The sequence below is a fragment of the Nonomuraea spiralis genome (assembly GCF_014648435.1).
GTDB classification, from domain to species: domain Bacteria; phylum Actinomycetota; class Actinomycetes; order Streptosporangiales; family Streptosporangiaceae; genus Nonomuraea; species Nonomuraea spiralis.
In genome coordinates, this window is record NZ_BMRC01000020.1 from 78,710 (window position 1) to 102,276 (window position 23,567).

General features: G+C 70.4%; 21 protein-coding genes. 7 read left to right on the plus strand and 14 right to left on the minus strand.

Features of this window, described 5'->3' with window-relative positions; genetic code table 11:
* Positions 1-8: 8 nt before the first annotated feature.
* The 6 genes from IEZ27_RS37100 to IEZ27_RS37125 are packed head-to-tail and all read right to left on the minus strand — an operon-like array spanning position 9 to position 8,795.
* Complete coding sequence (locus IEZ27_RS37100; RefSeq protein WP_189651535.1) at positions 9-1,700, minus strand: (2,3-dihydroxybenzoyl)adenylate synthase; 1,692 nt, start codon at positions 1,698-1,700, stop codon at positions 9-11.
* Positions 1,681-3,720, minus strand: coding sequence for an acetate--CoA ligase family protein (locus tag IEZ27_RS37105; protein ID WP_189651536.1), 2,040 nt, complete (start codon positions 3,718-3,720; stop codon positions 1,681-1,683). Before IEZ27_RS37105 ends, IEZ27_RS37100 begins: the two co-directional genes overlap by 20 nt.
* Positions 3,717-5,273, minus strand: a complete 1,557-nt coding sequence (locus IEZ27_RS37110) for an FAD-dependent monooxygenase (RefSeq protein WP_189651537.1) — start codon at positions 5,271-5,273, stop codon at positions 3,717-3,719. Before IEZ27_RS37110 ends, IEZ27_RS37105 begins: the two co-directional genes overlap by 4 nt.
* 6 nt (positions 5,274-5,279) lie before the next feature.
* A complete protein-coding gene (locus IEZ27_RS37115; RefSeq protein ID WP_189651538.1) occupies positions 5,280-7,049 on the minus strand; it encodes an FAD-dependent oxidoreductase in 1,770 nt (589 codons plus the stop codon).
* A gap of 25 nt (positions 7,050-7,074) precedes the next feature.
* Positions 7,075-7,935, minus strand: a complete 861-nt coding sequence (locus IEZ27_RS37120; protein ID WP_189651539.1) for a VOC family protein — start codon at positions 7,933-7,935, stop codon at positions 7,075-7,077.
* A 26-nt stretch (positions 7,936-7,961) separates the two neighbouring features.
* Positions 7,962-8,795 (minus strand): alpha/beta fold hydrolase, encoded by an 834-nt coding sequence (locus IEZ27_RS37125; protein WP_229824690.1) that lies wholly within the window; start codon positions 8,793-8,795, stop codon positions 7,962-7,964.
* A 237-nt stretch (positions 8,796-9,032) separates the two neighbouring features.
* On the opposite strand from IEZ27_RS37125, the gene IEZ27_RS37130 reads away from it, so the two are divergent.
* Positions 9,033-10,193, plus strand: a complete 1,161-nt coding sequence (locus tag IEZ27_RS37130; RefSeq protein ID WP_189651541.1) for a PucR family transcriptional regulator — start codon at positions 9,033-9,035, stop codon at positions 10,191-10,193.
* Here the strand turns inward: IEZ27_RS37130 and IEZ27_RS37135 are convergent.
* Entirely contained in the window at positions 10,176-10,889 is a 714-nt protein-coding gene (locus IEZ27_RS37135; RefSeq protein ID WP_189651542.1) for an SDR family NAD(P)-dependent oxidoreductase, read from the minus strand. The two genes, IEZ27_RS37130 and IEZ27_RS37135, sit on opposite strands and share 18 nt — an antisense overlap.
* Positions 10,886-12,235, minus strand: coding sequence for a DHA2 family efflux MFS transporter permease subunit (locus IEZ27_RS37140; protein WP_229824691.1), 1,350 nt, complete (start codon positions 12,233-12,235; stop codon positions 10,886-10,888). The genes IEZ27_RS37135 and IEZ27_RS37140 overlap by 4 nt, the downstream gene beginning before the upstream one ends.
* A 120-nt stretch (positions 12,236-12,355) precedes the next feature.
* On the opposite strand from IEZ27_RS37140, the gene IEZ27_RS37145 reads away from it, so the two are divergent.
* Complete coding sequence (locus IEZ27_RS37145) at positions 12,356-12,997, plus strand: TetR/AcrR family transcriptional regulator (protein WP_189651544.1); 642 nt, start codon at positions 12,356-12,358, stop codon at positions 12,995-12,997.
* Positions 12,998-13,528: 531 nt separating this feature from the next.
* On the opposite strand, the gene IEZ27_RS37150 is transcribed toward IEZ27_RS37145, so the two are convergent.
* Entirely contained in the window at positions 13,529-14,497 is a 969-nt protein-coding gene (locus tag IEZ27_RS37150; protein WP_189651545.1) for a hypothetical protein, read from the minus strand.
* Positions 14,494-14,835 (minus strand): PadR family transcriptional regulator, encoded by a 342-nt coding sequence (locus IEZ27_RS37155; RefSeq protein WP_229824692.1) that lies wholly within the window; start codon positions 14,833-14,835, stop codon positions 14,494-14,496. The genes IEZ27_RS37150 and IEZ27_RS37155 overlap by 4 nt, the downstream gene beginning before the upstream one ends.
* 202 nt (positions 14,836-15,037) lie before the next feature.
* On the opposite strand from IEZ27_RS37155, the gene IEZ27_RS54360 reads away from it, so the two are divergent.
* Positions 15,038-15,286 (plus strand): winged helix-turn-helix transcriptional regulator, encoded by a 249-nt coding sequence (locus IEZ27_RS54360; protein WP_229824693.1) that lies wholly within the window; start codon positions 15,038-15,040, stop codon positions 15,284-15,286.
* On the opposite strand, the gene IEZ27_RS37165 is transcribed toward IEZ27_RS54360, so the two are convergent.
* Positions 15,168-16,148, minus strand: coding sequence for a LysR family transcriptional regulator (locus IEZ27_RS37165; RefSeq protein WP_189651547.1), 981 nt, complete (start codon positions 16,146-16,148; stop codon positions 15,168-15,170). The genes IEZ27_RS54360 and IEZ27_RS37165 overlap by 119 nt on opposite strands.
* A 118-nt stretch (positions 16,149-16,266) precedes the next feature.
* On the opposite strand from IEZ27_RS37165, the gene IEZ27_RS37170 reads away from it, so the two are divergent.
* Together IEZ27_RS37170 and IEZ27_RS37175 are read left to right on the plus strand one after the other, a co-directional pair.
* On the plus strand, positions 16,267-16,719 hold the full coding sequence (locus IEZ27_RS37170) for an ester cyclase (protein ID WP_229824694.1): 453 nt from the start codon (positions 16,267-16,269) through the stop codon (positions 16,717-16,719).
* Between the two features lie 256 nt (positions 16,720-16,975).
* Positions 16,976-17,872: a CPBP family intramembrane glutamic endopeptidase gene (locus IEZ27_RS37175; RefSeq protein ID WP_189651549.1), complete on the plus strand. Its 897-nt coding sequence runs from the start codon at positions 16,976-16,978 to the stop codon at positions 17,870-17,872.
* A 93-nt stretch (positions 17,873-17,965) separates the two neighbouring features.
* On the opposite strand, the gene IEZ27_RS37180 is transcribed toward IEZ27_RS37175, so the two are convergent.
* The gene (locus IEZ27_RS37180) at positions 17,966-18,370 is read right to left on the minus strand and encodes a hypothetical protein (RefSeq protein ID WP_189651550.1); all 405 of its coding nucleotides are present in this window, start codon (positions 18,368-18,370) and stop codon (positions 17,966-17,968) included.
* Between the two features lie 21 nt (positions 18,371-18,391).
* Positions 18,392-19,480 carry a DUF6745 domain-containing protein gene (locus IEZ27_RS37185; RefSeq protein ID WP_189651551.1) on the minus strand — a complete coding sequence of 363 codons (1,089 nt, stop codon included), beginning with the start codon at positions 19,478-19,480 and terminating at the stop codon, positions 18,392-18,394.
* Between the two features lie 137 nt (positions 19,481-19,617).
* On the opposite strand from IEZ27_RS37185, the gene IEZ27_RS37190 reads away from it, so the two are divergent.
* A complete protein-coding gene (locus tag IEZ27_RS37190; protein WP_189651552.1) occupies positions 19,618-20,514 on the plus strand; it encodes a leucine-rich repeat domain-containing protein in 897 nt (298 codons plus the stop codon).
* Complete coding sequence (locus IEZ27_RS37195) at positions 20,511-22,415, plus strand: hypothetical protein (RefSeq protein WP_189651553.1); 1,905 nt, start codon at positions 20,511-20,513, stop codon at positions 22,413-22,415. Before IEZ27_RS37190 ends, IEZ27_RS37195 begins: the two co-directional genes overlap by 4 nt.
* Positions 22,416-22,633: 218 nt before the next feature.
* Here the strand turns inward: IEZ27_RS37195 and IEZ27_RS37200 are convergent, their stop codons facing one another.
* The gene (locus tag IEZ27_RS37200; RefSeq protein WP_189651554.1) at positions 22,634-23,536 is read right to left on the minus strand and encodes a hypothetical protein; all 903 of its coding nucleotides are present in this window, start codon (positions 23,534-23,536) and stop codon (positions 22,634-22,636) included.
* Between the last annotated feature and the right edge of the window lie 31 nt (positions 23,537-23,567).

A 23,567-nucleotide genomic window follows, 5' to 3' on the forward strand; every position in this document is an offset into this window, starting at 1 on the left:
CTCCGGCTTCAGTTCCGCTCAGCGGCGTCACCGGCAAGCTCCGCCTCGAGGCGGCCGGCGATGTCGGTCCGGAGGGCCTTCTTGTCGATCTTGCCGACCTTGGTCCAGGCGAGTTCCCCGACGACGACGAGCCGTTCGGGAAACTTGAAGCGGGCGACCTCCGCGCTCTCCATCTGCGCGCGGATCTCCTCCAGCGTGACCGTCGCTCCGTCCCGGGGCACGACGTACACGCACACACGTTCCCCGAGCAGGGCGTCCGGCATGGCCACGGCGGCTACCTGGCTGACGGAGGGAAGCTGGTACACGAGGTTCTCGATCTCCTCGGCGGAGATCTTCTCTCCGCCCCGGTTGATCATGTCCTTGTCGCGGCCGGCCACCACGAGGTTGCCCTCGGGGGTACGCAGGCAGATGTCGCCCGTACGGAACCAGCCGTCGCCCGTGAAGGAGCGGGCGTTGTGCTCCGCCGCCCGGTAGTACCCGCGAGGGGTGTACGGCCCCCGCGTGAGCAGGAGTCCGGCCTGGCCGTCCGGTACGTCCCGGTCCTGCTCGTCCACGATCCTGATCTCGTCGGCCGGGCACAGGGGACGGCCCTGCGTGGTGCACACCGTCTCCGAGGGGTCGTCCAGGCGGGTGAAGTTCAGCAGGCCCTCCGCCATGCCGAACACCTGCTGCAGCCTCGCCCCGAGCACCGGCTTCACCTTGTACGCCAGCTCGTCCGCGAGGCGGGCGCCGCCCACCTGGACGACCTGAAGGCTGGCGAGTTGCCCGGCGCCGTGCTCGGCGGCCCGCTCCAGCCAGCGACCGGCGACCGCGGGCACCACCGCGGTGTGCGTGACGCCTTCCGCCGCGATCGTGGCGAAGGCCCGTACCGGCTCGGGTGAGGGCAGCATGACCACCCGCCCACCGGCGAGCAGCACGCCCAGGATCCCCGGGCAGGCGAGCGGGAAGTTGTGCCCGGCGGGCAGGCTGACCAGGTAGACCGACTCCGACGTGATCCCGGCGACCTCGGCGCTGGCGCGGGCGTTGTAGGCGTAGTCGTCGTGGGTGCGGGCGATGAGCTTGGGCATGCCCGTCGTACCCCCGGACAGCAGGAAGACGGCCACGTCCCGGGAGGAGGGAGGGGGCGCGTCGAACCCGGCTCGGCCGGCGGGCGGCCCGCACAGGGCGCGCAGGTCGACGCTTCCGGGTTCGACGTCGTCCCCGGCGACCAGCACCCGCCATCCGGCCCCGGTGGCGGCGCGTACGTCGGCCGCCAGGTCGCAGGCCAGTCGTTGGTGGTCGAAGTCCCTGCTCCGGTCGGGGACGGCGATCGCCACCGCCTCGGCGTGCACGGCCAGATAGGTGAGCTCGGCCCGGCGATGGGCGGGCAGCGCCATCACGGGCACGATGCCCGCGCGCAGGCACGCCAGGAGGAGGACGACGAACTCCCACGAGTTGCCCAGCTGCATGATGATGCGCTCGCCCGGGGCGATGCCGAGGTCACGCAGGCGTCCGGCGGCGGCGTCGGCGCGGTCGGCCAGCTCGCCGTACGTGAGGCGGAGCCCTGTCCAGTCGGCCAGCGCCGTGGCGCCCGGATCGCGGTCGGCGACCTCTCGCAACAGGGTGCCGAGCGCGGCCCCGGCCCAGTAGCCCTGCTCGGTGAAACGGGCGACGTCGGCGTCCGGCCAGGGCACGGTGTGCTCAGTGATCGGTGTGGGCATCGTCGGCCTTCCTGATGAGGATGACGGCGTCAAGCGCGATCAGACCTTGTGGCGTGAGCCGTAGCGGATTGACCTCGATCTCGTCCAGGAGCGGATTGGCGGCGAGCAGGTCGCCGAGCCTGGAGACGATCGTGCCGAGGTCGTCGGGGTCGAGGACGGGGCCGCCGCGCCATCCGGCGAGCAGGGCCCGCCCGGCCAGCTCGGACGGCATTCCGGCCGCCTCGCCGGGGGACAGCGGGGCGAGCCTGACGGCGACGTCGGCCAGGGCTTCGGCCACCGTGCCGCCCAGCCCCACGAGCACCAGGGGTCCGAAGACGACGTCGCGCCGCGCGCCGACCACCAGGTCGATCCCGGCTGGCGCCATGGCCTCGACCAGGTAGCGGCGCGCGCCGGCCGCGTCCAGCGCGTCGAGTGCGGCGTCCAGGTCGGTGTGGGTGGACACGCCCAGGTGCACGCCGCCGATCTCCGTCTTGTGCAGGACCTCGGCGTCCAGCAGCTTCACGGCCACCGGCGCCCCGACGGAGTCGAACGCGGCGTGGGCCGCCGCCCGGTCCGCGCAGGCGTGGCGTGGCATGGTCGCCACGCCCAGCCGTTCGAGCAGCTCCTTGCCCTCGTGTTCGTCGTACCGGGTGGCCAGGACGGTCGGCGCGTTCCACGGGGCCGGGACGGCCGGGCGGGGCGTACGCGCGCGGGCGTCGGCCAGCAGCGCGGCGGTGGCGGCGGCGACGCCGCGGGCGTCGTGGGCCACGGGCACGCCCGACTCGCGCAGGGCCCTGCGGTCGCGGGTGACGTCGTCGCCCGTTCCCGCCAGCCCGAGGACGACGGGGACGCCTGCGGTCCCGCCTTCTGTGACGGCGGCGACGACGTCGACCGCGTCCGGTTCGTGCAGGACGTACCCGGCGATGACGTCGACGCCGGGGTCGGCGCCGGTGGCGGCGAGCACCGCTCCCAGCTCGGGCCCGGGGCGGCCGGTGTCGACCGGGTTGCGCTGGAAGGTCAGCGGCGGCAGCAGCCCGGCCAGGCTCCGGCGGGTGCCGGGAGTGAGCTCGGGCACCCGGATCCCGCGTCCTCGCAGGTCGTCGAGGAGCAGCAGCCCCGGACCCGCCTGGGCGGTGACGACACCGACCCCCGGGTCGGCGCAGGGACGGGCCCGCGTCACCGCGAGCGCGCCGACGGCGTCGACGAGTTCGCGTTCGTCATCGACGAGGACCGCCCCCGCCTGGGCCAGTGCGGCGCGCGTGGTGCGCCAGGAGGTCGCGAGCGCCCCCGTGTGCGACGCGGCGAAGGCTCCGACATCGTGGCGGCCGACGACCAGGGCGACGACCGGCCGGGTCGCGGTGAGGCGGCGAACGCTCGCGACCAGCCGGGGCCCGTCCGCCACCGACTCCACGTGCAGGGCGACGGCGGTGGTACGGGGATCATCGGCGAGGTGGTCGAGGACGTCGGGGGCCGTGACGTCGGCCGCGTTCCCGAGGCCGACGGCGAGGCTGACGCCGTGCCCCGCCTCGGTCAGCGCGAACGCCAGGGCGTGGTTGACGCCGCCGCTGGCGGCCACGACGGCGACGGCGCCGGGCGCCACCAGGTGGGCGCCGGGGACGAAGCTGGCGGTCAGCCGCGCGTGGGGGGCGAGGAAGCCGCTGGTGTTCGGACCGAGCAGCCGAAGGCCCGAGTCCCGGGCGGCGGCGCCGAGCCGCCGCTGGTGCTCGATCCCGGCGCCGCCCGCCTCGGCGAACCCGCCGCCGCACACGACGGCGGCCCGTACGCCCGCGGCGGCCGCCTCGGTGAGCACGTCGGCGCAGGCCGCGGCCGGGACGCAGAGCAGCGCGAGGTCGACGGGACCCGCGTCGGCCGCGGCGCCGACGGACGGGTACATGGTGGTGTCGCGGGTGTTCACCAATGCCAGGAACCCGCCGAAGCCGGACAGCGAACGGGCCATGGCGGCGCCGAGTTTGCCCGGGTCGCGGGAGGCGCCGACGACCGCGACGCCGCGCGGGGCGAACAGCGGGCCGAGGCCGGTCACGCGAGTACTCCGACCAGGTCCGCGCGGCCGGACAGCACCGTGGTCAGCGCCCGGTCCCGGTCAGGTTCGCCTTCGATCAGCAGTACGGGAAGTCCCGCGCGCATCCGTGCCTCCTCGCACAACCGGGTACGGGTCAGGGCCGTGCCGCCGTGCACGGCGACCAGCGCCGGGCCGGTGGCGACGGAATCGCACAGACCGGGCAGGCCGGCCTCGGTGTCCGGCGCCTTCAGCAGAGCGCCCCACACGCCGGGCAGCGGAGTCGCGGAAAGCGGCAGATCGGTCGTCCCCCGGACGGCGGCCGGGGCGCCGTCCGCGGCGGCCACGACATCGAGCAGGCGGCCGGGCGCCGACCAGCCCGCGGATTCGAAGCGCGTCTCCAGGGGGGCGGCGCCGTGCAGGTCCCGCCACCGGCGGTGGGCCCAGTCGGTGAACCGCGGCGCGCGTCTGGCCAGCCGCGCGTCGGAGATGCTGCGGGACATGAAGTGGTAGGCGAACTGCCACGGTTCGAGGGCGTCGTAGTAGCTGCCGAAGCTCTCCCACCAGGCGAGGCTGGGTCGCGCCGAGTCCTGGATGTGCCGGACCGGCGGCTGGGCCGCCCGCTCGTAGCTCGCGAGGGCCGTCCCGAGGTCGCCGGGGTGCCCGGCCAGCGCCCGCGAGAGCGCGACGGCGTCCTCCATGGCCATCTTGGTGCCCGAGCCCACGGAGAAGTGCGCGGTGTGCGCGGCGTCGCCGAGCAGCACGACGGGCCGCGGGGTCAGGGTGTGCCAGTGGCGGGTGCGGCGCGTGCGGAAGCCGGCCCAGCGGGAGTTGTTGGTGAGCAGCCGTCCGCCCTCGATCTGCTCGGCGAACAACCTCTCCAGGTACGCCTTGGAGCGCAGGTCGCTCGCCCCGGGCGGCAGGCTCTCGTCGAACGCGTCGAGACCGGCACGCCGCCAGGACGCCTCGTCGGTCTCCACGATGAACGTCGACATGGTGTCGGAGATCGGATATCCGTGCACCGCGAAGACGCCGTCGGGGCCGCGTTCGTGGACGAAGGTGAGCCCGTCGAAGAGGTGGTCGGTGCCGAACCAGATGAACTTGGCCGTGGCGGTCTCCACCTGCGAGCCGAGGCCGGGGCCGAGCGCCTCGCGGATCCGCGAGGAGGACCCGTCGGCGGCCACCACGAGGTCGTAGCCCGCCAGGTCGTCGAGCGTCACCTCGGTGGAGAACCGCAGGTCCGCCCCGACCGAGCGGGCCCGTTCCTGCAGCAGCAGGAGCAGCGTGCGCCGGACGACCGCGGCCATGCCGTTGCCGCCGCACCTGATCCGCTCGCCCTTCAGCCGCACTTCGATGTCGTCCCAGTGCCTGCCGTGCTCGGTCAGGGCGGCGCGCAGCACGGGGTCCGCCTCGTGGATCGCCTCCAGGGTCCGGTCGGAGAAGACGACCCCGAAGCCGAAGGTGTCGTCGGCGCGGTTGCGCTCGAAGACGGTTACCGCGGACGACGGGTCCGCCTGCCGGATCAGCGCGGCGAAGAACAACCCGCCGGGCCCGCCGCCGACCACCGCGATGCGCATGGCCACCTACTCCTTGGTCGTCAGGCCGAGGATCTGGCCGAGCGCGGCGCTCAGCGCCGCCTCCGGATCGTCCGCCGCGGTGGCGGACCGCCAGGCGACCATGTGGTCGGGACGGACCAGGAGAGCCCCGTCCTCCGCGACCTCGGAAAGGGCGCGGTAGTCGCCGTAGCTGTCCTCGAATTCGCAACCACGGCCGATCGAACGGACGCGGACGGGCACACCGAGGCGCTCGGCGACACGTTCGGCCGCCTCCCGCCAGGCCGCGCCGTCGACGCCGGTGAGCAGGGTGAACCGGCCCCGGCCGCACAGGTCGAAGGTGGAGACGCGTTGCTGGTCCTTGGTCAGCCACACGTGCGGCAGGTGGCGTCCCGGACGGGTGGAGGCGAAGTGGTAGATCTCCTCGTCACGCGGCGCGGGCTGCTCGGGTGTGCCGTCGGGGACGATCGCGCCGGAGGTGTAGTGCTGGTTGGTCTCGACGCCGTGCGTGTTGAAGCACATGATCGTGGCCCGCAGCGCGGCGTCGAAATCCTGCCGCCGCTCGGCGCCCTCGGCCGTCGGCCGCAGCAGGGCGTCGAGGGCGTCCCGCAGTTCCGGCGCGCCCGAGGCGGGCGGCAGGCGCAATGCCATGAAGATCGGCGGCATCAGCCCGTCGCTGCGCTTGGCACGCTGGACGATCTGCTTGGCGACCGGCAGCCGCTCGTCCCGGTAACTGTCGAGCAGCGCCGGCGCGGCTTCGCCGCGCAACACCATCGCGAGCTTCCAGCACAGGTTGTAGCTGTCCTGGATGGAGGTGTTCGACCCGAGGCCGTTCATGGGCGAGTGCCGGTGCACGGCGTCGCCGACGCAGATGACCCGGCCGGCCATGTTGTCGGTGGCGTAGACGTCGTTGACCGCCCAGGTGGAGATCGACTCGACCTTCACCGGCACCTGGTCGTCCCCGATCAGCTGGTGCGCGATGCGCACGCCGTCCTCCTCGGTGAGTGAGGGACGCCCGGCGTTGACGTCGTACCCCCACACACCGACCCATTTGGTCCACGGGCGCACCATGCGCAGCACGCCGATGCCGTTGCCGTCGTGACCGACGCCCGGCTGAACGAACCAGTACATGTCGCCCGGACGGTGTTCGACGAAGCGGGTGAGGTCCGCCTCGAACACCACGTTGATCGAGCCGCCCAGGCCCATCTTGCCGACCAGCGGCAGGCCCGCCTGCGCGGCGACGGTCGAGTTGCCGCCGTCCGCGCCGATCAGGTACTTGCTGCGGATGCCGTACTCCTGGCCGGTCAGCCTGTCCTTGACCAGGGCGGTCACGCCGTCGTCGTCCTGCGTGAACGTCAGCAGCTCGGTGTTGAAGCGGACGGACGACCCGCGCGAGGCGGCGGCGTTGACCAGGATGGGCTCCAGCACGTGCTGCGGCAGGTCGCACACGGAGGTCGGGCTGGCGAGGTCGTGCTCGGCCTTGAAGTGCGGATGGGTGTACCAGGTGCGCAGGCGGCCGAGCTCCTGCCCGGCGAGGCTGGTGGCGTACACGTGCTCGCCCATCAGGTGTTGCGGGGTCGCGTTCCTGGTCACCTCGCCTTCCAGCCCGAGGTCGCGCAGCACCTCGACGCCGCGCTGGTTGGTGATGTGCGCGCGAGGCGTGTTCGAGACCCCGGCGTACTTGTTGAGCACCACGTTGGCGATGCCGTACGTCGACAGCAGCGCCGCGGCGGTCGCGCCCGCCGGGCCGGCACCGACGATCAGCACGTCCGTCTCCACGACGGGGGTGAGGGTTTCCATGTCAATGGCTCCTAGAAGGGTGACGTCAGTGCCGGTGGCCCCAGAGATCGGGGCCGGGGATCTCGGTGACCTGCCAGGTCGCGTCGTCGATGAGGACGCCGCCGCTGCCGAACTCGGTATGCACCCCGACGGGGGACTCCGCGTAGAAGGAGAACATCTGGTCGTTGCTGTGCCGGCCGAGCGTCATGGTGACCGGGACGTCGCGGTCGAGCACGAGGTCGTAGGTCCGGCCGACCTGGTCCATGTCGGGGACCTCCAGCATGAAGTGGTGCAGGAACGGCTGGTGGATGCCGAAGAACGGGCCGTCCACGAAGGCGATGCTGTGGTGGCGCGGGTTCGTGTGCAGGAACGTGGCCTGGAACGGCACGCGCATCGTGTCGCTGATCTTGAAGCCGAGGACGTCGGTGTAGAAACGTTGCTGGGCCGCCACGTCCGGGCTGGCGAGCACGACATGGCCGAGGCCGAGGTCGCCCGTGACGAACCGCTCGATGTCCCGCGCCGAGGTGAACTGCCCCTCACCCTGCGAGGCCCCGTGGAACAGCTCGACCCGGTTGCCCGCGGGGTCGAGGAAGTGCGCCATGCCGGCCACGCGGCGGATCTCCAGCTCGCGCTGCGTCGCCTGGTGGGCCACGACGCCGTGGTCGCTCAGCTCGTCGAGCGCGGCGCTCAGCGAGTCGGCGTCGGCGATCTCCCAGCCGTAGTACGCGCCGCCGTCCTGCTCTCCCGCCTCGACGGTGACGCGGTGGTGCACGTCGTCGATGCGGAAGTGGGTGGCGCCGTCCTCTCCCGCGACTCGCTGCATGCCGAGGATGTCCGTGGCGTACGTGGTGAAGGCGTCCGGCTCGCGCGCGGACAGGCCGAGGTAGCCGAGCTGCTTGATGTCCATGCCTGATGTCTCCTGGTCGTACGAGGTCAGAACGCGTCGGTGAGGAAGCCGCGCAGCAGCGCCGCGTACTGGGCGGCGCGCTCGATCTGCACCCAGTGGCCGCAGTGGGGGAAGATGTGCAGTTGCGCGTTGGGCAGGTGCTGCTGCAGGAAGACGCTGGAGTCGGGGGTGACGAAACGGTCCTCACGGCCGTGCACGATGAGGAACGGGTGGGGCATCCGGCGCAGCGCCGACGGCGGTACGGCCATCTCGGCGGGGGAGGAGGAGAAGAAGCGCTCGAACGAACGCCGCACCTCGGGCCGCATGACCTCCTTGTAGCGCGTCTCGGTGATCTCCGAGATCGACGTGCCCAGCGCGTCCTCGTCGAAGACGAACCACTTGGTGAGGTTCTCCAGCGCGCTGATCGTCGGATCCTTGTAGAAGGACACCATCCGCATGACCTCGGGCGTCGGCTGCGAGTGCCCGCCCGCGCTGCCCATCAGGGAGATCCGGGCGAAGCGCTCCGGCGCCGTCATCACCAGGTGCATGGCGAGCGCGCCGCCCATCGAGTTGCCGACCAGGTGCGCCCGCTCGATCCCGCGGACGTCCATCAGAGCGAGCACCTGCTCGACCCGCATGCGCATCCAACCTGTCAGGCTGTCCGGCATGTCCTCGGGATGGTCGGTGCGGCCGTAGCCGACGAGGTCGGGAGCCAGCACGTGATAGTCGTCGCTCAGGGCGGGAATGAAGCCGCTCCAGTTCGACACCGCGTTGGCGCCGGGGCCGCCGCCGTGCAGCAGAATTACGGTCTCGTGGGCCTCGTCGCCGCTTTCCAGGAAGAAAGTGGAATAGCCATGGGTTTCGACGGTGCGCTCGGTCACTAGAATGGGCTCCTTCCCGTCAGGTACGGGCATTGCTCAGGATGTGCAGTGATCGGGTGAACGGCCGGGATCGGGCCCGCCAGGCGACGGCGGGACTTGGCCTTTTCACCCCTCGCATTGCTAACTTGTGCGCTGTCGCACCACCGTAGACAGACACCCTGTTGAAGCGCTTCGTACGATCTGTCGCTATTTGTTGGTGCCGATCCGACGTTGTGTCGCAGGAGAGGAGCAACCCCGGTGAGCCTTGATGACGCCGTCCAAGATCTGGCTGATCGCCTCGGTGTGGCGCTGGTGGTGCTCGACCACGACCTGAAGATCGCGGCGTTCAGCGTCCATGACACCGACGCCCGGCTCGCCCGGCTCGCGCGGTTGCTCGCGGGCTCGACGGCGCCGGTGACGAAGTCGCTGGTCAAGGAGCATCGGCTGCACCACGCCAAGCATGGTGTGCGGGTGCCTCAGGACGACGGCGAGCTGGTCGTCCTGCCGTTGCGTCACGAGCAGCAACTGCTCGGCTACGTCTACTACGTCGAGGATCGGGAAACGCCGTGCGTCGACGACCTCGAAGTCCTGGAATCCGCCGCGCCGGAAATGGGCGCGCTGCTCTCGTTGCGGATCTCCGAACGCAGGCACGGCAAGGAGAATTCGAGGCACCTGCTCGCGGCATTGCTCGGAGGATCGCCGGAGGCCCGCTCGAAGGCGGCCGAAACCCTCGTGCGGGACGGCCTCATCGATGATGTCGAGAATTACTCGGTTCTCGTTCTCCAGGCCCCGGAATCGTCGCCGAAGTCGGTGACGCGACTTGCCGTCGAGGCAACTCTTGAATTCACCACGAGATCGACGACCGTGAAGATCGTCGGTGCCGTTCTCGGGGCCGAGGGAATCGTGCTCTTTCCGCGTCCGGTCAACCACGACAGGCTTGAACGCGCACTCGCCGGGCCCGACCTGGAAGAGGTCGTGGCGGGCGTGGGCAGCGTGAAACCGTCGTTGACGGAGGCGGTGGACTCCTACCACGAGGCCCAGCTCGCCTCCCGCGCCTCCCGGCTGGATCGGCACCGTTACGGCAAGCGGGTCTTCTGGCAGGATCTCGGCATCGACCGCCTGTTCCTGCAACTGCCGCTCGACCGCCTGACGCCGGGCCAGCTCCCCGCCGGAGTACGACGCCTGCTGAACGCGCCCCACGGCGTCGAACTCGCGATGACCCTGGAGGGCTACCTCGACAGCGGCGGCGAGATCCAGGGCACGGCACGACGCCTGCGCATCCACCGCAGCACGCTCTACTACCGGCTTGACCGCATCCGCGAGGTCATCGACTGCGACATCACGGACGGGGCGGTCCGCCTGGAACTGCACGCCGGTCTTCGCATCGCCCGCCTGGCCGGCCTATGGCCACACAAGTGAGTCCCCGGCGCCCACGCTCAAGCTGTGACATCGACCGGAGAGCCAGGCGGGGCGACCTCGAACGCGACGACGTGCTGCCCCCGGCGACACACACGGCCACCGCCTGCGCTGCTCGGGGCGGTGGCCACGTGTGGCGGCGTCGTACTCGCCGCGGAACGCGGTGGACACCGGCCCTGGGTTGATCAGGACATATCGGGTACGGCTGGCCGCCCGTTCGGCGGTGAAGGCGACGCCGAGCAGGTCGTTGGCGCGCCCGGCCTGCATCTGGGCCGCCACGCCGTCGTAGCCGCGTTCGAGCATCGGGTCGTCCCAGTGGATGCGGCCGATCGGGACGCCAGGCCCCGACACGTTGACGACGACCCCGGGACCGGTCAGACCGTGGCTGAGCAGGTGGCGGCTCAGGTACTCCAGGGCGAAGGTGGCCTCGAAGCCCTCGGTGGTGACGAACCGGGCGGAACGGAAGTAGCGGGCGCACAGCACAAGTGCGTCGACGGCCGGATAGGCGGCGTTGAGCTCGTCGACGACGCGCCGGTTCTCGCTGACCAGGCTCAGGTCAGCTGCGATGAAATGGGCGCCGGGCAGGGCTTTGCCCTTGTCGCGTCCGACGATGACGACAGTGTCGCCGCGGCGCAGGTAGGTGCGGGCGAGCTCCCTGCCCATCCCGTCGGTGCCACCGGTGATCACGAGGGTCTTCACAGGGATGCCTTTCCGGTCAGAGCGGGTTCACGCGCGGGCAGGAGCGGGACGACGGCGAGAATGATCACGATCATGGCGAGGGTGAGCCAGAAGATGCCGTGGAAGCCGGTGATCGGGTCACCGGCGATCTGCAGGACGAGAGTGACCAGGACGACGCCCAGCGCGGCGCCGAGCTGGTTGAGCATGTAGAGGACGGAGCTGCCCTGAGCCACCAGCGGGCCGGGCAGGCTGCGGTAGAGCGACCCCATGGTCGGAGCGCTGAAGCAGCCCATGCCGAGCCCGATCGCCAGCGCGGCGAGCACGGGCCAGATCTCGGCGGTGTCGGCGCCGATGCGGGTGAAGGCCAGCGCGCTGAGCCCGGCCAGGATCGCGCCCGCCGTGGCCAGGCCGCGCGCGCCGAACCGGTCCGACAGCCGTCCGGCCAGCGGCATGGCGATCGCCCCGCCCAGTCCCACGGGAGCCATCAGCAGCCCGGCGGTCAGTACGCCGTGCCCGTGTGCCTGCTGGTAGTACAGCGGCAGGGTGAACAGGGTGGCGAAGTTGGCCAGGCCGCCGAGCCCCATGATGGCGACGCCGGCGACGAAGCCTCGGTTGGCGAACAGCCTGGGCTCGATCAGGGGCGGCGCGCCGCGCTTCCGCAATGCGTGCGCGGCGTAGCCGGCGATCAGCGCCGCGCCCACGAGCAGCGGGAGGGCGACCTGCCCGCCTTGTTCGGCCGACTGCGACAGGGCCAGCACCAGAGCCGCGAAACCGGGCGCGAGCAGGGCCAGGCCCAGGACGTCCAGCCGGGTCCGTACGTGGTCCGCCGGCCTCTCGTCGGGCACCACGCGCCGCGCGAGCAGGTAGGCGAGCATGCCGACGGGCACGCTGAGCAGGAACATCCAGCGCCAGCTCAGGGCATTCAGTACGGCGCCGCCCGCGACCGGCCCGAGGACGGGCCCCAGCGACAGCACGACTCCCATCAACCCCATCACCCGTCCGGCGTGTCGCGGTCCCGCGGCACGGGCCAGCAGGATCAGCACCAGTGGGTCCAGGATCCCGGCGCCGACGCCCTGGAGGGCCCGGAAGGCGATCAGGCTGCCGACGTTCCAGGCCAGCCCCGCCGTCAGCGAGCCCGCCGCGAACACCACCAGGCCCGCCAGCCAGAGCCGTTTGCCGCCGAACCTGTCGACCGCCCATGTGGTGAACGGGATGGTGGCGGTGACGGCGAGCAGGAATCCTGTCGAGGCCCAGCCGACGGTGCTGAGCGAGGTGCCGAAGGCGGTGGCCAGGGTGCCGGTGGCCACGGCCGCCATCGTGCTGTTGAGAATGCCCAGCAGTCCGCCGAGCAGGATCACGGCGATCATCGCCAGGAGCCGGGGGGCCAAACGATCGTCTATTGAACTCACGGGTTCAACATAGTTATCCGATGCGTATGCATGCAACTAGTTCGTTCATCTCGATGAACCCACTGGTATAGTTTGCCCATGACCACATCGCGCGGACGGATCGACAAGCGGCAGGCGATCCTGCGGGGCGCGTTCGCCGTGTTCGCCCGGCTGGGTTACGCGCAGGCCGGCGTCCAGGACATCGCCGACGAGGCGGGCGTGGCCAAGCCGACGGTCTACAACCACCTCACCGACAAGGCCACCCTGTTCAAGCACGCCGTCCAGCACGCGGCGCAGGCCATCCTGCAGCGGCGCCTGGCAGCGCTGGAGCCGCTCGTCGAACCGGGCGACGACCTGCGCGCCACCCTCGAAGGCGTCGGCCACGAGCTGCTGCGCCGGCACTGCGACGAGCACTCCTGCGCGCTGCGACGGCTGCTCTACTCGGAGCTCAACCGTTTCCCCGACATCCTCGACGTCGTCACCGAGTTCGGTCCGCACCGGCTCACCCAGGCGCTGGCCGATCGGCTGGCCCGCCTGATCCTGGCCGGGCGCCTGCGTGCCATCGACCCCGAGCTCGCGGCCGAGCAGCTGCTCGCCCTGCTCGTGGGCCCCTTGGAGGCGCGCAGCCGTATGGGCACCCGGGTCCTCGGCGACGATGAACTGCGGGAGTTGGCCCGAGTCGCCGTCGGCACCTTCCTCCAGGCTCACGCCCCCTCCGAGCAGCAGACAATCGTTTCCTAGAGTCGCGGGGCGGCGAACTCCTTGCCCGGCCCCGAGCAGCGCTCCACCCTGCTGTCGGCGTACTCCCTGACATGACGAGGGAATGTGTGGAGCCTCAGGAGCCGTTGAGGCGCGACACCTCGATCCGGACGGTTTCGAGGAGGGTCGTTCAGGGCGCGGCGGCAGGCCTCCATCAACTCCGGACGATTGCGAACCAGCAGAGCGCCGCAAGCCAGGTGAGTCGTGCCGGGTTGCGCCCGAGACAAAGCAGGACGCCCGCCGCGAACGCGCAGACACTCATCAGAAGGTCATCGCCGTGCGCGGCGACCTGCTCGGCGACAATGGAGTTCGCTGCCGGCAGTCAGGTCCGTGCAATGCACGGCCACCACTCCGTGTGCCTGTCTGGCGCCTTCGATCGCAGACGCCGGCCCTCAGATCGCCGCGACGATTCCCGCCGGCGGCGAGAGGCCGGCGAGCCATCCCACAGGCGCGCGACTCACGCGATCTCCCCGGCCATCGCATCCATCCCGTTCGCCCGAGAACACGACTTCGTCAAGGCCGAGCCGCTTCGCGTGGTGGTGCGCCGGCGGCCTGGCGTCTGCCGGCGAGGTAGATGGTGATCCCAAAGATGACCAGGGCTGCACACACCATGCCGATTGCCTGCGTGAGGCCGGTAAGGGACGATTCCCCCCACCACGACCACATCGCTGTAGCGAGAACGGGCCTCAGCGTGACGGGGAGGAAGACGGAGGCGAGAAGCACGATGCTCCTGCGCCCCAGCGGGGATCCTGCGGCCATTCCGCAAACGAGTGCTGTCAGGCCGAGCGGAACCAACTCCCACCACAGGACCATCTTGGCCTCCAACAGCCGTATGACTGTTGTGGCTCCGAGAAAGACGGCGAACCAGATCAGGATTCTGCGTCGGCCGACCAGTTGCACTCCGCGGAGTGGATGGGCGGTTCCCGTCAGCAGCACGGCCACGGCCACGTACGGGAGCAGGACCAGTCCGAGAGGGAGAAGCTGACCCCAGCCCCAGCCGTACATCGGAATGATCATGTCCGTGCCGAACCAGATGGTCCACGCCCAAGCCAGGCCGGCCGCGGTCCACCTGTGATCACGCCAGGCGGACACCGTGACGGCGACGTAGACCAGTAGCCCGAGTGTCTGCTCGACGACGTCCCCCGTCGAAAGCACCCCTGGCTCCGGTCCTCGCTGGACATACATCCCAATGTCTCGGACAGTCGCGGGGAACTGCTGGATCAGCAGTACCAGCGGTCCGAGGACGGCTGCGACGCGGGCCGCGTCGCGCCACCACATCAGAGACTGCGGACTGATGGGCCGGCGTAAGCGAATGGCGGCCGCTCCACCGATCAGGTCGGCGACGTCCTGCGGATGCGGACGGCGACGGCCAGGCTCCGCCGCCGCCATGAGCACGCCGAGCATCTCCTCCTCGTGTCTGGCTCGGTGATCGCGGGGGTAGAGGCGGAGAAGCCGGCGGTAGTGGCGTTCCAGGTCGCTCACGCGGTCCCTCCGATGTGGTGGGCACGCAGTCGGGTGACCGCCGTTCGTGCGTTGCGTTGAAGGCGCGCCGCCTCCGCGGTCAGGCGGCGGCCGCCGTCCTCGGTGAGCCTGTAGTAGCGGCGAAGCCGCCCGTCGACGATCTCCTCCCGGTCTTCGGCGATCAACCCCTCGGCCTGCAGCCGGTCCAGGGCGGCGTACAGGGTGCCGGCCCGCAGCCGGAGCTCACCCTCGGAAATGCGCTCGACGTCGGTGATGATGCCGTAGCCATGCTGGGGCGCGGCGGCCAGCGCGGTCAGGATGAGGAACGAAGGCTCCTGTAAGGAGCGCAACTTAGACACAGCATCTTTATATACCGATAGTCGGCATATTGGAAGATCGAGAAGTCGCGGGAACGGCTTTGAACCGGTCTGTGGTGCGCTGGCTGTGCCAGATCGCGGGCCCGGACGATCGCGGCGGTGTGCGTCGGCTGCAGCCGGTAGCCCAGCCGGCTCTCGGCGCTTCTACCTCCTGCGCGATCGCGTCGGAGGGATCAGCGAGAAGATGTTGCCCCAGAACCTGCGCGACCTCGTCCGCGACGGCCTGGTGCATCGCGAGGTCGAACCCTCCGCGCCTCCCAAGGTCTCCTGTTCCCTGACGCCTCTCGGCGAAGGGCTCGCCACCTCCCTCGACGTCATCGCCGCTCAGCACCGGCATGACGCGCTCCGGAGCGAACCGGACCTGTCCCGGTGGACGAGCGATGAGGAGAAACGCTGCTGCGGAGGCTGGTGGCTTGGTTCCGCAGGGCGGTGACCATCGCCTGTGCCTGGGCGAGCGGGCGCGGCCTGGTCACGGCGACGGTCGCGCGGCCGGTCCAGTGGCTGTCGGTGACGGCCACGGCTCGTACGCCGGCAGGCAGGGCCGGTAGGGCCAGGTCGGGGATGACCGTGATGCCCAGACCTGCCGCGACCAGGCCGAGGCGTGTCGACCAACTGCGTGAGGTGTGGGCGATGTGGGGGGCGGACAGGGTCGGCCAGGCGCCGAACTGCGGCTCGCCTGGCCCTCCCTCTCCGGCGATCCAGTGCTCCTGGGCCAGGTCCTGCACGGTGATGCGGGCGTGGTCGGCGAACCGGTGCGTGTCCGGGACGGCCACCAGGAGGTTTCCTTGGAGCAGCGTGGTCTGCCGGAGTTCGTTCAGGTCGTAGTCCGGCAAGCCGTGGCCGACCCCGATGACCGCCACGTCCAGCCGGCCGGTTCGTAGCCGCCGGAGCAGGGCGGGCGTCGAGGCCTCTTCCAGAACCACGGCGAGGCCCGGATGACCGGCCGTCACCTGAGCCATCGCTCGCGGAACCAGCGCCATGGCGGCGGTGGGATAGGCGCCGATCGTCAGGCGGCCGGCGAGCCGGTCGCGCAGGCCTGCGAGTTCGTGCTCGGTCGCCGCCAGGTCGGCGAGGATCTCCGTCGCGCGCCGGATGAGCACCTGACCGGCCGGGGTGAGCGCCACCCCACGTCGGCTGCGGTCGAAGAGCGGCCCTCCAGCCGCCGTCTCCATGGCGGCGACCTGGCGGGAGACGGCCGACTGGGTGTAGCCGAGCATCTCGGCGGCCCGAGTGAACGATCCTGCGGTGGCGACCTGGTGCACGACTCGGAGACCGGTAAGCGTGAACTCGGCCATGGCGCAGAACCTACCATGCGCATTACTCATGGAATCAATGCGTAACCATCGTTGGACTACATGAAAGGAAATGGGCAGGCTGGTTGCCATGACAAAGCAATTCACTCGGGAAGAACTTGTGGCACGCCTGATCCGCGCCGGTGAGCTGGAGGTGTCGGGCGAGGACCCGGCCGAGGCGGCGACGTACTTCGACACCGACAAGTTCCGCTTTCATGGGCCGGACGGCTTCGAGTCCGGCTTCGCCGGGCTCGAAGCCTACTTCGCGGCGGTACGCGAGGCGTTTGACGACCGCTCGATCCAGCGCGGCATCATCGTGGCCGAAGGCGACCACCTGGCCTGCCAGACCTGGATCGAAGGCACCTTCGTCCGCGAGTTCACCCAGTCACCGGCCGGCCCGCTGCCGCCCAACGGCGAACGTGTCGTGTTCGACCTCATCAACATCTTCCGCTTCGATGACCAGGGTCGTCTCGTCGAGGAGTGGGTACGCACGGACAATCGCAGTCTGTTGCGCCAGTTGGGCGGAGAGGAAAGCCCGCTGAACGGCCACCAGGGCAAGGCCGCCTCGGTGTAGAACGTCATCCCTGGTCACAAGCGTGCGGGCGACCGACCGAGAGTACGCCTCGCTCTTGGACACCCGACGACGCCCTCCTTGCTGCACGAAGCTCCAGAGCCGTGACCTTCATCTGGCGTTCCTGACCGGCGTCCCGGCCCCTGGGACGGCGGTACCCCTGGCTGTACCTCTCTTCGGGGCGTAGGGGGGAATGATCAGAACGCCCGCGGCTGATGTGCTGATGAGCGTCCATCACACGCTCCCAAGGGAACACCGAATGGCAGTCAACAGCCGATCGGTCGCCGAGCGCGACACGCCCCCCAAGGGTTTCATCCGCCGCCGCCCGTTACTCGCTTTCTTCGTCCTGGCCAACGCGATGAGCTGGGCCGCCTGGACGCCCTACGTCCTGTCGGCGAACGGGCTCGGGATCCTGGACTTCACCTTCCCCACGCTGCTGGGCACCACGCAGTTCCTGGGCGTGCTCCCCGGCGCGTATCTCGGGCCCGTCTTCGCCGCCTACATCGTCACCAGAGTCACGGAAGGAAGGGAAGGCGTCCGCCGCTGGATCGGGCGGATGACCAAATGGCGGGTCAATGGGATCTGGTACCTGGTGACCGCGCTCGGCGTCCCGGCCGCCATCATCGTCACCGCGGCCTCCATGGCCGGCGAGAAGCTCACCATGCCGCCCGTCGCCGTGCTGGTGGCCTACCTACCGGGCCTGATCCTCCAAATGGTCACCACCGGGCTCGCGGAGGAGCCGGGATGGCGGGATTTCGCCCTGGACCGCATGCAACGCAGGTTCGGCCCGCTGCGCGCCACCGCGCTCCTCGGCCCATTGTGGGGCGTCTGGCACCTGCCGCTGTTCCTGACCGAGTGGGGCGGCTGGCCGGACGTCACCTGGATGCGGGTCGGCGAGTTCATCGCCTTCTGCTGCGCGTTCAGCGTGGTCGTCACCTGGGTCTTCAACCGGACCGGGCAGAGCCTGCCGCTGGTCATGCTGCTGCACGTCAGCATCAACAACTTCATGTCGATCGTCTACGCGGACATGTTCCCGTCCATCGCCACGCCGGCGCTGGCGTCCCGGGTCACGCTGCTGGCGGGCACCACGGCGGCGGTCCTGGTGCTCATCGCGACGCGCGGCCGGCTGGGTTACCGGCCCGCCGGGGAACCCTGAGGAGGGGATGATCTGCTGTTCCTCCGGACGCCGGGCTCGCCCACGCCACGCTCGAACACCTCGTCGGCGGCATGAGCACCGCGATCCTGGGCCTCAGTCGGCGACGAGCCGGACCTGGTCCGCCTGCTCGCGCTGGCGACGCAGCTCGTAGGTGCCGGGTGCGATGCCGGTGAAGGCGTGTTCCGGGTGCGCGAGGTAGGCGGTCGCGCCCTCCTCGACGGTCAGTACGCCGAGCACGAGTGTGCCGCTGGACCGGTCAGGGGTGAAGAACGCCTTGCCGTCCGCGACCAGGAGGTGGGTGTTGGCCTGGGCCTGGCCGCGGACGACCGGGACGCCGGAGACGGGGATGGGCGTACGGACCGGCTGCCTGGTGACCGGCACGACGGCGACGTCGCCCTGGAACTGCAGGCCGGACAGGACGGGAATCTCGGCCTGCCGGTCGAGGTGCTCGTCGACGTCGACGCCGAAGGCGGCGATGGCCTGTTCGATGGTGAGCATCTTCTTCGGGCTCCTCGGAGGTCAGGATCGGCGTTGTGCCTGGGCGTACTGGGCGGAGGTCAGACCATAGGTCCAGGCGGCGGCCTCGACGGGGTCGGCGCAGTCGGCTGGGACGGTGAGGCCGAAGCGGCGGCGGGTGCCGTCCCGTTCGACGGTGCCGTTGGTGCACAGCAGGACGCGCACGCGCTCGGGATAGACGTCCGGGGGGACATCGTGCAGGGTGAGTGTCTGGCCGGGGTTGCCGGGATCGGGTACGGCGGGCCCGACCCTGGCCAGGCGGGCCTCGACGACGAAGCGGTCCCAGCCCCGGCGTTCGATGGCGCAGCGGCGGATCTCGGCGTTGGGCTCGCGGACGATCTCGTCGGCGGTGAGGGTGTCGTCGATGACGGCCCGGGGGACAGGGGTGCCGTGCCAGAAGTGCAGCCCGAACCCGTCGGCCCAGGCGACCGCGGGGCCGTCGGCGCGGTGCAGCCGGCTCCTCGTGGCGGTCCCCTCGCCGGGCTGTTCCCGGTGCGGCTCGTGCGGCGGGGGCGGGCAGAACAGGACGAAGTCACGGAACGCCCACCACCACCAGGCGCCCGCGGCGGATCGGTGGCTCGCCAGGCGGGCCTCCCGTAACCTGCGGACGGCGCCGCGGATCGTGTCCTGGCGCACGTCGCCCACCGCCGCGTCCACCGCCTCCCGTACGCCCCGGTCCGTGGCCTCGGCGATCGCGGCCCACACATCGGTGGGCGTGCCGCGCGACGCGGGGTGTCCCGTCGCGGCGATCTCGGCGTGCAGGGTGGTCGCCGCGGCCCCGTGCACCGGATCGCGCACCACGCCGTCCGCCGCGACCTGGACGGCGTCGCGCACGGCCCGCCCGATCGTCTCGCCGGCCGTGTCGTCCACCGCGCGGTAGACCGAGTCCAGGACGCGGCTGTTGCGGTGGCCGGTGGCCAGGCAGGCGGCGATGGGCGCGGCGAACGCGCCGACGAGCGGTGAGGACACCCATCCGACCCGTTCCGGGAACGGGACCCCGATCCGCTGGTAGCAGGCACGGGCGGCGAGCTCGAACGCCGCTCTTCCCTCGGCGGGACCGGCCGTCGCGCGGGCCGGAGCCGGTGCGTTCACAGTGGGGACCCTTCCTGCCGGCGATCATGCGCTCGTGACGACGGAACGCCTGCGCGCAAGGTCATGTCAGCGGTAGCTTATCGAGGCTTTGTCTTGACATGTCAAGCTTGATCCGTACATTTGTTCGAATGGAAGCCATGGTCATTGAAGACGCGTTACGGGCTCAACCTGATGACTTCGCCGCGTGGCACGCGTACAGCGACCGGCTGCTGGAGCAGGGCGACGCCAGAGGCACGCTGATCCGCCTCGAACAGGGCCTGCCGCGCACCCGCCCCGCCGATCGGCCGGCCGTGCGGCGCGAGATCGCCGACCTCGTCGCGGAGCACGAGTCCCGATGGGACGACGGGCTGCCGGACCAGGCGCGGGTGCTGGCCCGGCGGCACGGCTTCGCCGCGGAGGTGGCCGTCGAGTGGTCGGACGACGTCCGCGAGGTGGTGGCGCAGGTGCTGCGGACTCCGTTCGTCACCACGCTGAGAATCACGCCGGGCCCCGCCCCGGAGGACGAGGAATGGGAGGGGGACGACGAGGACTACCTGGCCGTGGACCCCGGCGAGCCGCGGCCGGGCAGCCTGGACGTGCGGGCCCTGGCCGGACTGGATCTCGGGCGGCTCACGGAGCTGGACCTCGCCTATCTGAGCATCGGCTTCAACGGCGCCGAACTCCTCGCCACGCTGTTCACCTCGGACCGGTTGCGAGCGCTTGACCTGCGGTACTGCCGCGTCGCCGACACAGGCCTGGCGGCGCTCGCGGCCTCCCCGTCCCTGGGCGGGCTGCGCCGCCTGCACCTGCAGCGCAACAAGGTGAGCGCCGAGGGCGTGCGGCACCTGCACCGGTTCACCGGGCTGGCCGAGCTGGACCTGCGCTACAACGACCTCGGCGAGGCGGGCGCGGAGGCCCTGCTCGCCGCCCCGTTCGCGACGTCACTCACCCGGCTGTGGTTGTACGACGCCGATGTGGGCCAGGACGGCGTACGGAAACTGGCACAGGCCGAGAATCTTCCGTCTGAGCTGCGGAGTTTGTGGAGGTGCGTGTGAGCGTCGAACTTCGGGACCGGTTCTTCGCCCTGTCGGCCGGGCCCGCCTCGGCCGAGGAGGCCGCCCGCTACCGGGCGGAGGTGGACGCGACCGACGCCGCCCCGGCCGCGACGGTGAACGGGCTGGACGTCTGCTGGCATCCGTCGGCGCGGTTCAAGGCCGTACGGTTCATCGACGCCGAGCACCTCGACGAGCGGGTGCGGGAGCTGTTCGCCCGGCCCAGCGCGGACGCGCCGTACCTGGCGGCGGTCTTCGCCGATCCGCACGAGTTGTCCTTCCGCACGTTCGAGAACATCGTCCCGCTGGACCGCCTCTTCGAGGCCGTGCCGCTGGAGATGGAGCTGGTCGAGCGGGCGGAGCGCGCGGAAGGGGTGCTCGCCTTCTCGCTGCGCCCGTCGGAGCAGGCCCGGGACCTGCTGACGCGGCTGGACGGCCTGAACCTGTACCTGCCGCCGCTGAACGCCGCCTCGCGGGGCGGCGAACGGTTCATCTTCCACTCCGCGCTGCTGGCCGAGGCGCTGACCGCGGCGGCGGCCGACGCGTTGCCGCCGTCGGTCGCGGAGGGGTTCTCGCATGTGAACCCGGTGTTCCGGTGCAACGGGTTCGAGCCCGGTGACGCCAACTTCCACCTGCACAGGGACACGCCGTACTACGACGCGGCCCGGGGGCACGTCTCCAGGTACACCATGCTGCTGTACCTGACCGGCGGCACCGGTTCACCGGCGCTGGACCTGGCCGGCGGCGCCGCGTTCGGCGAGATCGACGCCTTCACGTGCGTGATCTTCGATCAGCGGTACGAGCACGAGGGCGCCCCCTACCTCGACGGCCGCAAAGTGTTCCTGCGGACCGAGCTCATCTTCGCCGCCGGCGAGATCAGCGAGGAACCGGAGATCGGCGCGCTGTTCAGCAAGGCCTGCTACCTGACCGGTGAGAGCGTGTTCGCACCGGAACTGGCCCGGCACGCCGACGCGTACTACAACCAGGTGGCCGCCGCCCACTGGGGCGGCTCGGGCTCGGGACCCGCTCGCGAGACCTTCGTGCACAAGGAGTTCCGCGGGGTGCACTTCGTGGCCAACGGCTACGACTTCTGGTTTCCCAAGTCCGACGCGCTGTCCGCGGCGGAGTGCGCGGCCATCACCCTGCTCGACTACTTCAACTGCAAGCTCGGCGGCACCGGGTTCCGCGCACTGTGCCGGACAGAGGTGATCGAGGCGGACGACGCCGGTTGGATCCCGGCGTTCCTGCGGGACAAGCACAGCCGGTCGGTCATGACACGGGTGGACAAGTCCGCGTTCTTCCCCGAGCCGGAGCGGGCCGGTTCGATGTGCTGCCCGTTCCACACGGCGGGCGGTTTCGATCCCACGCGCTTCGATGAGGTCATCGACCTCTACACGGACGCGCAGTCCTTCGCCAAGGCGCACATCCTGCCCGCGCCGATCCTCATGCTCGGTGAGGACGTGGCCCTCGACCCGGACCGGTTCGTCATCCGCGACAACCTCATCCACGTGCTCGGCAGGAAGGCCCTCACGCCGGTCAACTTCGCCGCCTGCTGGAACGACGAGTCCATCCCCGAGGACTACCTGACCGTCGCGGCCAAGGTCGGCGTGGAGCAGTTCCTCGTACCGCCGATCATCTACAACGAGTCGGACGGCTGCCGTCACCTCAGGTTCGACTTCTTCCGCAACTCCTGGATGGTCGGACACCGGCAGGCCACCATCCCCATCCCCAGGATCATCGAACTGGCCTGGGCCGATCCGGAGACCAGCCATGCCTGGCGGCGCGAGGTCGATGAATCCCTCATCGACGCCGACACCCCGCTGGAGCCCAGCGACCTGTGGGACGACGAGGACGACGAGGACGACGACTGGGACGAGGACGACGAGGACGAGGAGCACTCCTGAATGGCCCTCGCGTCGCCGCCGGGCGTGATGCGCAGGTCGGCATGCGGATGATGGCGACAGGTCCGGCAGGCCCCGTTCCAGGCGAGACTGGTCGGACGAGCGGGTGGGTGAAGGCCGCCGGCACGGCGGACCCGCTGGTCGTAGGCTCGCGAGGGCCGGACTGAAGAGAGTGCCGTTACCGACCGTTCTGATCGGTAACGGAATGTCGAAGGCGACTGCTACTTCAGCACGTCCACGGCGACAGGGGACTGGTTGCCCTGAGCGTCGACCGCGACGACCTCCGCACGGTACTTCGCGCCGTCGCGCGTGACCGGGACCGGAATGTCCACGGAGTCGGCGGCGGGCACCACGTCGAAGCGGTTGGCGACCTTGGTGCTGAGCACCTCGGTGCCGTTGTCGGCCCGGGTGACGCGCACCTTGTAGTGGTACACCAGCTCGTCGTCCTTGGCCTGTTCGATGCGCAGCGCCAGCCGGCCGTCCTTGCCGGTCTGTGCCGAGAGCGGGTGCGATGACACCCAGCGCGGAGCAGTACGGTTGCGGTTGGCGTCGGTGTAGGTGAAGTTCTCCACGACCTGGGCATCGCTGCCGGCCGTCTTGATCTCCCAGGGCTTGCCGGCCAGCGTCCCGTCACTCTGGAACGGCGGCTTCCAGTTCGCCGACCACTTCCCGCCGGTGTAGATGTCGTGGAGGTCGGCGTTGAGGTTGATCCGGTTGATGACCGTACGGCCCGGATAGACCTCGACGGCCAGGCCCTGGGCGGTGGGAGTCTCGAAGCGATCGGCCAGTCGGCCTTCCGCGTCGAGCATCTGGTACCCGTGGTCGATCTCGATGTACGACGAACTGGAGTCGTTGACCGCGGTGAAGTTCTTCTGGTGGATCGAACGCGGGTCGTTCAGGTTCAGATGCGAATGGCCCGAGAAGTAGACCGCGCGCGGGAACTTCGACAGGCCCTCAGGGCCGGCGGCGTCCCGTTCGGGGCGGCCGAGGCGCCTTGTGCCAACGGGAGGAGCCCCAGACCGACGCCAACCGAGACTGCTGCGAGGTGGCGCAAGGAAGCCGATCCTCGGCGAACGGTGAAGTTGACATGTGGCATGTGTGATTGCCCCGATCTCGTGCTTCATATGTGAACGACCTAAACCTGGAGCACCAAGG

Excerpts from the sequence above, each read along its gene's own strand:
- IEZ27_RS54360 (WP_229824693.1), top strand. The coding sequence starts at position 15,038 with ATGTTGCCCCAGAACCTGCGCGACCTCGTCCGCGACGGCCTGGTGCAT.
- IEZ27_RS37100 (WP_189651535.1), bottom strand. The coding sequence starts at position 1,700 with ATGCCCACACCGATCACTGAGCACACCGTGCCCTGGCCGGACGCCGAC.
- IEZ27_RS37190 (WP_189651552.1), top strand. The coding sequence starts at position 19,618 with ATGGTCATTGAAGACGCGTTACGGGCTCAACCTGATGACTTCGCCGCG.
- IEZ27_RS37115 (WP_189651538.1), bottom strand. The coding sequence starts at position 7,049 with ATGGAAACCCTCACCCCCGTCGTGGAGACGGACGTGCTGATCGTCGGT.
- IEZ27_RS37120 (WP_189651539.1), bottom strand. The coding sequence starts at position 7,935 with ATGGACATCAAGCAGCTCGGCTACCTCGGCCTGTCCGCGCGCGAGCCG.
- IEZ27_RS37145 (WP_189651544.1), top strand. The coding sequence starts at position 12,356 with ATGACCACATCGCGCGGACGGATCGACAAGCGGCAGGCGATCCTGCGG.
- IEZ27_RS37175 (WP_189651549.1), top strand. The coding sequence starts at position 16,976 with ATGGCAGTCAACAGCCGATCGGTCGCCGAGCGCGACACGCCCCCCAAG.
- IEZ27_RS37165 (WP_189651547.1), bottom strand. The coding sequence starts at position 16,148 with ATGGCCGAGTTCACGCTTACCGGTCTCCGAGTCGTGCACCAGGTCGCC.
- IEZ27_RS37110 (WP_189651537.1), bottom strand. The coding sequence starts at position 5,273 with ATGCGCATCGCGGTGGTCGGCGGCGGGCCCGGCGGGTTGTTCTTCGCC.
- IEZ27_RS37200 (WP_189651554.1), bottom strand. The coding sequence starts at position 23,536 with ATGAAGCACGAGATCGGGGCAATCACACATGCCACATGTCAACTTCAC.
- IEZ27_RS37180 (WP_189651550.1), bottom strand. The coding sequence starts at position 18,370 with ATGCTCACCATCGAACAGGCCATCGCCGCCTTCGGCGTCGACGTCGAC.
- IEZ27_RS37140 (WP_229824691.1), bottom strand. The coding sequence starts at position 12,235 with ATGATCGCCGTGATCCTGCTCGGCGGACTGCTGGGCATTCTCAACAGC.